This window comes from Marivita sp. (assembly GCF_020055635.1).
Classification (GTDB): Bacteria; Pseudomonadota; Alphaproteobacteria; order Rhodobacterales; family Rhodobacteraceae; genus Marivita.
Map to the genome: position 1 here is coordinate 1 of NZ_JAIPUT010000099.1, position 8,462 is coordinate 8,462.

The window sequence follows — 8,462 nt, forward strand, 5'->3', positions numbered from 1 at the left end:
CGATGTCGCGGATCGGGCGTCCTTCGGCGGTGTGTTCCAGGTACCGCCGCGCAGTTTCGGGCAAAAGCGCATCCAGACCCTTGCGGGCCGGGAGGTGGTGCAGGTCAGTCATCGAGATCCCCCATTTCCAGTTCGTCAGAAATTATCCCCAGGCTTATCCACAGACGAAACACAACCTAGAGATGCAAATGTTTCTGATTTGTTAACTTTTGGCGCTAGGGAAGTTTTTGTTTCCAATTAGGGCCTGTGGACAATCATCGTGAAGCGATCAAGGCCGCGACGAGGTTCCAATTTGCAGCGTAGCTGCAATCTGTTTTGTCGTAGCGTGTGGCTATCCCTCTGAATTCCTTAATCTTTGCAAAGTAGTTCTCGATCAGATGCCGCCACTTGTAGGTATCAGCATCATAGCCGCGCTGCTGCTTTCGGTTGGATTTCGGCGGGATCACGGCGCTCGCGCCACGCACGTCCAGCTCCTCCAGCAGCCAATCAGCATCGAATGCCTTGTCCGCCAGAAGCGCTCCGAAGGAGACATTGCGGATCAACGGCGCAACACCCTTCATGTCATGGGCTTGACCGGGCAAGAGCAGGAAGCGGGTCAGGTTGCCGAGCGCATCCACCAGCGCCACGATCTTGGTCGTCAGTCCGCCGCGAGAGCGCCCGATGGCCTGAGCTTGAGTCCCCCTTTTGCGCCGGTTGCCTTCTGGTGAACCTGAACGATCGTACCGTCGATGAGCGCGTATTCGAGATCGGGGTCACCGCTCATGGCTTTGAAAAGACTCTCGAATATGCCGGACTTGGCCCACCTGCGGAACCGCCGGAATTGACTGTTCCAATTCCCGAACATGGGGGGCAGGTCGCGCCAGGGGGAGCCGGTACGAACCCGCCAGAAAACAGCTTCGAGAAAGAGACGGTTGTCCTTCGCTGTTACCCCTGCATCACTGGCCTTGCCCGGCAGCTGCGGCTCAAATCGCTGCCACAAGACGTCCGACACCACAAACCGTTGTTCGTTCATTCAAACCTCCATTTTGGAAGTTTGAATCAGAAATCAGGCCCAATGGGAATCTGGAGGGTTCTGTGAGGTCGCGGGGGACAACAGTGGGGTCACACATGCGCTGCCCGCGACCTCATTGAAGCCGTATTGAGCGAACCCGCGGGTTGGTTTTGCGCTATGGGGATTGTGTTGCTGGCTCAGCTCTGGGGTGGTGTTTGCGACGGCGGGCAGACCGATGAATGGCGGCGCGCGGATGACAATTTGGCCCATGGCTGGCCTTCAGGGGTCGCGAAACCGGTGTGGTTTTCTGGCAAGTGGTGTTGCGCAACGGCCAGAACCGGGGCAACCAAGGCTTTGAGCCGTAGTGTATCGCTCCGGCCTGCATGGAAGCAGACGGTTGGATGGATATCCGGTGTTTGTCGTGGTCGATCATGAGCTGTCGTTCCGGAAGGCCCATTCGGGCGGCGCCTGGCCATGATACCATACGGTGATCCTAACCATTGCTCGACCGCAACAGGGGCATGGACGCGGAGTGGGCGCGACCTTCGCCATGGGTTCTGCGCGACCCTCTGCTTCCGGCACCTGAGCAGCCAGCATCACCCTGCAGGCCGCGAGACGGGCGGCGCGCTGGCCGTTGGCGAGGAAGCCGAAATGGCGGATGCGGTGAAAGCCATCGGGCACGGTGTGAAGAAGAAAGCGGCGGATGAACTCTCCGGCATCAAGGGTCATCGCCCTTGGCCGGCGGCCATGGCGATAGTCACGCCAACGGAACGTCACCTTGCCATCTGCCATGCTGACCAGACGTGAATTGGCGATGGCGACACGATGGGTATACCGGCTCAGATAGGCCAGCACCTGTTCCGGCCCGCCAAAGGGCGGTTTGGCATAGACCACCCAGTCTTGACGACTGGCTGACGCCAGGAGCCGGGTGAAGGCCTGCGGGTTGGCGACTGCAGCGGTGTCGCCGAAGGACTGTAGCTGTCCGGCCTCGAAGGCGACGCGCAGCGACTGCAGAAACAGCCGACGGAACAGGCGCGACAGTACCCGGACTGGCAGAAAGAAGTTGGGGCGGCAGGCGATCCAGCGCGTGCCATCAGGTGACGGGCCACCGCCCGGAACGATGCAATGGAGGTGGGGATGATAACTCAGGGTCTGACCCCAGCTGTGCAGCACTGCAATGAGACCGATCCCGGCACCGAGATGTTTGGGGTCGGCGGCAATGATGCGCAGCGTCTCGGCGGCTGTCCGGAACAGAATTGTGTAGACAACCTTCTTGTTCTGGAAGGCTATGGATGCAATCTCGGCGGGCAGCGTGAAGACCACGTGGAAATAAGGCACCGGCAGAAGGTCGCCCGCCCGCGCCTCGAGCCAGTCGCGCGCGGCCGCACCCTGACACTTGGGGCAATGCCGGTTGCGGCAGGAATTATAGGCGACACGCACCTCGCCGCAGGCCCGGCAGCCCTCGACATGGCCGCCGAGCGCGGCCGTGCGGCACAGTTCGATCGCCGACATGACGCGGCGCTCCACGCGTCCGAGGTGGCCGTCGTGAGCATGGATGTAGGCAGGGCCATGGCGGCGGAAAATATCCGCCACCTCCAGGGTGGGGGGCATGGCGCGCCCCTCAACCGGGCGGCACCACCTCCAGGCTCAGGCGATCGAACGGGCTCTGCGTCCTCGCGATCGTTGTCGTGGCAACTTGCGTGTAGCGCGCAGTGGTCGACAGGTTGCTGTGTCCGAGCAGCACTTGGATGACGCGGATATCGACGCCGCTTTCAAGTAGATGCGTCGCAAAACTATGCCGCAAAGTGTGGACGCTGACCTTTTTGGTCAGTCCCGCCGCCTTGGTTGCGGATCGGCAGGCGGAGTGCAGCACCTGCACGTCGATCGGCTTGTCGCCGCGTCCCGGAAACAGCCAGTCCGGCGGCCGCGCCAAACGCCAGTAGGTTCGCAAGATGCCGAGAAGCTGTGGCGACAACATGACTGTGCGGTCCTTGGCACCTTTGCCATGGCGGACCTGAAGCACCATCCGATCACTGTCGATATCCGCGACCTTCAAGCTGACCGCTTCCGAGGCTCGCAACCCAGCAGCGTAGGCCGTGGTCAGTGCCGCGCGCGCCTTCAGGGACGGCACTGCCTCGAGGAACCGCACAACCTCGTCGGCGCTCAGGATCGTTGGCAGCTTGCGCGGCGTGCGCGCATAGGCGATCCGCTCAGGGATCTCCGCACGGTTCAGGGTGACACCGTAGAAAAAGCGCAAGGCGCAGACCGTCTGGTTGAGCGCTGGCCACGAAATGCCCTGCGACACCAGGTAAACTTGAAAGGCCCGGACATCCTCCAGCCCCAGTTGATCCGGTGATCGGTTGAAGTGACGCGCAAATCTGGTCACAGCGTTGAGATATGATCGCTGGGTAGCCGGCGACAGGTTGCGCAGTGTCATGTCGTTGATCATACGGCGGCGCAGCGGACTTACCGCTGGTGTGGCATTTGCCATGGGATGGTCTCCTGTTCAAAGGTTGGTCTCAGCAACCAAACCTTCTCATCAGGAGGCCATTCCCGCCAATAGCAACGCAAATCCCGCGTTAGCGGGTTCGTTCAATCCTGAATCGGAAAGGGCGCAACACGCTATAGTGATGATAGTCGCAGATTTCGATCGTTTGTCCTGCTTGTTTGCGCGATGAAGTCCAGCCTTCTGCCAGCGCTTCTCGCACGTTGCGAGATCCTTCGCAGGGCATGGTGATCGCTTGCTACGAAACTCACCGTCCAAGGTGGAAAGCGATCCAACTTTGCTAGAACTCTGAAAGCTTGCGATTGTCTGGAGAGAAACGTTACAAGACCAAATGATAAACCTGTCATGGGAGGACAACATGCCACACACTATTCTTCGCGCGCCGAAGGGCCTGGTCGGAACGGCCGCGATCATCGCGGTCTGCCTGGGGGCGCCTGCGCTGGCGCAGCAACAGCTTTCGGTCGCCACTGGCGGCACCGGCGGGGTATATTACCCGATGGGCGGCGGCTTGGCCGAGGTCATCAACAACAATGTCGAAGGGTATTCAGCCACCGCCGAGGTGACCGGCGCGTCGGTCGAGAACATGGGCCTGATCGCGCTGGGCGATGCCGATATGGGCCTTGCGCTGGCCGATACCGTGGCCCAGGCTTATACCGGCACCGGGCGGTTCGAGGATCAGCAACTGCCGATGATCCGCGGTCTGGCGTCGATGTATGCCAACATGATCCAGATCGTCGCGCTGGAAGGGTCGGGCATCGATTCCCTCGACGATCTCGCGGGCAAGCGCGTGTCCGTCGGTGCGCCGGGATCGGGGACCGAGGTCAACGCTGAGGCGATCCTCGCCGCCAATGGCATCACCTATGATGATATCGAGGAACAGCGCCTGAATTTCAACGAGACCGCCGATGCGCTGGCCAATGGCGATATCGATGCGGGCTTCTGGTCGGTGGGCGCACCAACCTCGTCGATCCTGAACCTCGCCACCACGCAATCGATCGTGATGATCGAGCTGTCGGAATCCGAGATGACCGCTGCACAGGAGGCCGAACCGCTGTTCGCGCGCACCACGCTGACCGATGGCACCTATGAGGGTGTCGGCGACACCATGGTGCTGGGCGTTCCGAACGTGTTGGCGGTGTCGTCCGAAATGTCCGACGATCTGGCCTACGAGATCACGCGGGCCATGTTCGAGAACATCGACGACCTGCGCGCGGTGCACCCGGCGGCGAACCAGACCACGGTGGAGTTCACGCTCTCTGCGACCCCGGTGCCGCTGCACTCCGGCGCGATCCGCTACTACGAGGAGATCGGCGCCGAGATTCCGGACCGCCTGCGCGAGTGAGCGCGGGGCCGTGACTGCCCGGATTGGAGGGGGGCTTTCAGCCCTCCTCCTTCTCTCCACCCTGTCCGCCGCCGCGGCGGGCGAGCTTGTCGCCACTGCCGAGGACGGCACCGAAATCGCCCGCCTGCCCGTTCCCGAGGGGGCGGGGTGGTGCGTGCTTTGGAATCATTCCGTGCAGGGCTTTCCGGTCGCCGATTGCTACGAGAACCGGGGCGGGCACATGGTTCTTGTGCGCTCGCGCCAGCCCGATTTCGCGGCCGGTCTGGGGCATATCCCAGGCCGCGGCCGGCAGGTTTCGGACGGCGAGGGCGGATATTGGATACTCGACATCGACGAACTTGTGCCGGGCGATTCCTACGTGCTGCGCCCCGGGGCCGGCCACGTCGATCATCGGCTGCAGGTGGGCGACACGGTGGTGTCGCTGTCGGCGGTCGCCGCGCGCCAGCGGGTGCGCATCGAACTGACGGGAGACTAGGGCGATGGTGACCGACACCGAGGTGCCAACAAGGCAGGAAAACCCGCAGCCCTGGATCGTGCTGCGCATGATCGCCGTGGTGGGCATCTGCCTGTCGCTGTTTCAGCTTTACGCGGCCGGTGTGCAACCGCTGGGCCTGTTCTACCAGAGGCCCATCCACCTCGGGTTCATCCTCGTCCTGTGTTTCCTGATCTACCCGGTCTGGGGCCGCGGCCACCCGCGTGGGCCCTCGGGCTGGGCTATCGACGGCACGCTGATTGCGGCGTCCATCGTCGTTGGCGCGTGGCTGCCGGTCAATATCGACACCATCGCCAACCAGATCTTCCCGCGCGACATCGACGTCTGGGTGGGCGTGCTGACCATCCTCGTGGTGCTCGAGGGCGCGCGCCGCGCCGTGGGCCTCGGCATGACGATCATTGGCGTGGTCTTCATCGCCTATGCCTTCGCGGGTAGCCGGGGGGAGTTGCCGTTTCTCGCCGACTTGATGCCCGGCATCCTCAACCACCGCGGCTATTCGTTGGAGCGGCTCGCCAGCCAGATGACTCTGGGGGCGGAAGGTATATTCGGCATTCCCCTTGGCGTGGCCGCGACCTTCGTCTTCACTTTCGTGCTGTTCGGCGCCTTCCTCGAAGTCACCGGCGCGGGCAAGTTCTTCATCGACCTCGCCTATGCCGCGACGGGGCGCCAGCGCGGGGGGCCTGCCAAGGCCGCCGTCATCGCCTCGGCCGGCATGGGCTCGATCTCGGGCTCGGCCATCGCCAACGTGGTTACGACCGGCGCCTTCACCATCCCGCTCATGAAGCGGCTGGGCTACCGCCCGGCGCAGGCCGGCGGGATCGAGGCCGCGGCCAGTACCGGCGGGCAGATCATGCCGCCGCTGATGGGGGCTGGCGCGTTCTTGATGTCCGAGTTCACGCGGGTGCCTTACGTCGACATCGTCCTGGTCTCGATCTTCCCTGCGGTGCTCTATTTCGGAGCGGTCTACCTGCTGGTCCATATTGCCGCAGTCAAACAGGGCATGACCGGAATGACTGCCGCTGAACTGCCCAGCGTGCGCGGCGTGCTGGCTGAGGGCTGGCATTTCCTGTTGCCGCTGGTGGCGCTGGTGGCGCTGCTGGTGGCGGGATATTCGCCCATGCGGGTGGGGTTCTACGCGATAGGGTCGATCGTGGCCGCCGCCGCCGCACGCGCGGTGTGGGTGTTCTTCACCGATGGTCCGACCGCCCAAGGTTTCGTTGCGCTGTGCCGCCGGGGTCTTGCCCTGATGCTGGAGGCTCTGGAACTGGGCGCGCGCAACGCGGTCGCCGTGTCCATGGCCTGTGCGGTGGCGGGGATCATCGTGGGGGTCGTGGGCCTGACCGGGCTGGGGCTGAAATTCTCGGCGATGATGATCGCCTTCTCCGGCGGCAACCTGATCCTCGCGATCCTGCTGGTGGCCATCGCCAGCCTGATCCTCGGCATGGGGCTGCCGGTGACGGCGGCCTATATCGTGCTGATCATCCTCGTCGGCCCGGCGCTCACGCAGGAATTCGGCATGCCGATCCTGATCGCGCATCTGCTGGTGTTCTGGTATTCACAAGACAGCAATGTGACGCCCCCCGTGGCGCTGGCGGGCTTCGCGGGCGCGGCCATAGCCGGGTCGAAACCGATGGAGACGAGCGTTCAGGCCTGGAAATACGCCAAGGGCCTCTACCTGATCCCCCTGTTCATGGTCTTCAACGAGGAGATCATCCTGGGCGGCCCGCTGCCGTTGGTGCTCTGGAGCGGGGCCATCGCCATCCTCGCGCTGACTGCCTTTGCCGCCGCGCTGGAGGGCTTCTTGTTCCGACCCATGCCGCTCTGGGCGCGGGCGGCACTTGTGCCGGGCGTCATCGCCTGCTTCTGGCCCGACCTGACGGTCGAGGTGCTGGGCGCCGCCGTGATCCTCGGTGTCCTCGCGCTGAACTGGGCACAGGCCCGGAAGGATCGCGACCGAACGGATACCTCAGCACAAAGCGCAGAGGCCCGTCCGCCCACGGCCTCTTGACGCGGCGTCGCGGCAGACGTCGCAGCCGCACCCCACGACTGGTCCGGTCGACCGGATGATCCCTGCGCGTCCGCTTGTGCGCGCATGCGTTTCCGCACTGCTGGTGTGGGTCGTGACGTCGTCGCTGGCGCCTGGCTCGGCCCGGCAGGAACTGGACCAGACCCTTTTGCTGACCACCGCGCCGTCCAGGCCGAGGGCGACCGGCTGCGCGCCTTGCCCGGCGTCGCTGCCGAAGACGCACGGGTCCGCGCTTCCTTTGCAGGCACCGGGCCCCTCAGCGACGCCAACACCTATCTGGAAACCGTCGCCGCACATGCAGGGGCGGATGACCTGTTCCTGATCGACGCCGAAGGCGAGACCAACGCGGCGTCAAACTGGACCCGCCCAAGCAGTTTCGAAGGCGAAAACTATGTCTTTCGCCCGTATTTTCAGGATGCCCTCGCCCCAGGGCGTGGCCAATTCTACGCCATCGGCGTGACGACGAGCGTCCCGGTCTGTTCCCTGTCGGCCCGCGTCGTGATGGACGACCAGCGCGGGCCCTTTTCTGCGAAACCGTCAGGTCTTCTGCGAAACCGTCAGGTCGGCGCGGTGATAGGTGGCAGCCGGCGCGCGCGGCTCGGCTTTCCTGAAGGTTCTCTATGGAATGGCCCGCCCCTCCCGCCGCGCCTTTGGTAAGCTGCGGTCAGGTGCAACCAAGTGGAGGAGTTCGGATCATGGGAATTGCAATTGTTGGGATCGACCTTGGGAAGAATGTTTGCAGCATTGTCGAGGCCGACGAGGTGGGAATGGTGCTACGGCGTCGTCGCGTTCGAAGGGATAAGCTGGTTGATCATCTTTCGAAGCTTGATCCGTGTGTCGTTGCCATGGAAGCGAGTTGTGGTGCGCATCATCTTGCCGGACAGGCGACCAGTCAGGGTCACGAAGTTCGATTGATGTCGCCGGAATACGTGCGTCCATACGTCAAGGCGCAAAAGAATGATGAGAGGGATGCCGAGGCCATTGTAGAGGCAGCGACAAGGCCAACGATGCGTTTCGTGACGCCCAAAAGCGAGGATCAGCTTGATATCCAAGCTCTCCACCGGGTTCGGGATCGACTGGTCGGCCAGCGGACTTCGCTTATGA

At 63.2% G+C, this 8,462-nt stretch carries 8 protein-coding genes; 5 read left to right on the top strand and 3 right to left on the bottom strand.

The window, feature by feature from the left end:
* Nucleotides 1-254: 254 nt before the first annotated feature.
* The 3 genes from LCF60_RS22405 to LCF60_RS22415 form a co-directional block, all read right to left on the bottom strand.
* Nucleotides 255-1,012 (bottom strand): IS5 family transposase gene (locus LCF60_RS22405; protein ID WP_292294763.1). Its coding sequence is split into 2 segments (ribosomal slippage): nucleotides 255-676 and nucleotides 676-1,012, totalling 759 coding nucleotides; the frame shifts between segments, so codons are not numbered across the junction.
* A 408-nt stretch (nucleotides 1,013-1,420) separates the two neighbouring features.
* Complete coding sequence (locus LCF60_RS22410) at nucleotides 1,421-2,602, bottom strand: IS91 family transposase (RefSeq protein WP_292294764.1); 1,182 nt, start codon at nucleotides 2,600-2,602, stop codon at nucleotides 1,421-1,423.
* 10 nt (nucleotides 2,603-2,612) lie between these two features.
* Nucleotides 2,613-3,482, bottom strand: coding sequence for a tyrosine-type recombinase/integrase (locus LCF60_RS22415; protein WP_292294765.1), 870 nt, complete (start codon nucleotides 3,480-3,482; stop codon nucleotides 2,613-2,615).
* A 373-nt stretch (nucleotides 3,483-3,855) separates the two neighbouring features.
* On the opposite strand from LCF60_RS22415, the gene LCF60_RS22420 reads away from it, so the two are divergent.
* The 5 genes from LCF60_RS22420 to LCF60_RS22440 all read left to right on the top strand — a co-directional run.
* A complete protein-coding gene (locus tag LCF60_RS22420) occupies nucleotides 3,856-4,839 on the top strand; it encodes a TAXI family TRAP transporter solute-binding subunit (RefSeq protein ID WP_292294766.1) in 984 nt (327 codons plus the stop codon).
* 10 nt (nucleotides 4,840-4,849) lie between these two features.
* The gene (locus LCF60_RS22425; protein WP_292294767.1) at nucleotides 4,850-5,314 is read left to right on the top strand and encodes a DUF1850 domain-containing protein; all 465 of its coding nucleotides are present in this window, start codon (nucleotides 4,850-4,852) and stop codon (nucleotides 5,312-5,314) included.
* A gap of 4 nt (nucleotides 5,315-5,318) precedes the next feature.
* Nucleotides 5,319-7,340, top strand: coding sequence for a TRAP transporter permease (locus LCF60_RS22430; RefSeq protein ID WP_292294768.1), 2,022 nt, complete (start codon nucleotides 5,319-5,321; stop codon nucleotides 7,338-7,340).
* Nucleotides 7,341-7,424: 84 nt separating this feature from the next.
* On the top strand, nucleotides 7,425-8,015 hold the full coding sequence (locus LCF60_RS22435) for a hypothetical protein (protein WP_292294769.1): 591 nt from the start codon (nucleotides 7,425-7,427) through the stop codon (nucleotides 8,013-8,015).
* A 38-nt stretch (nucleotides 8,016-8,053) separates the two neighbouring features.
* A partial coding sequence (locus LCF60_RS22440; RefSeq protein WP_292294770.1) for a transposase occupies nucleotides 8,054-8,462 on the top strand: 409 nt, incomplete at its 3' end.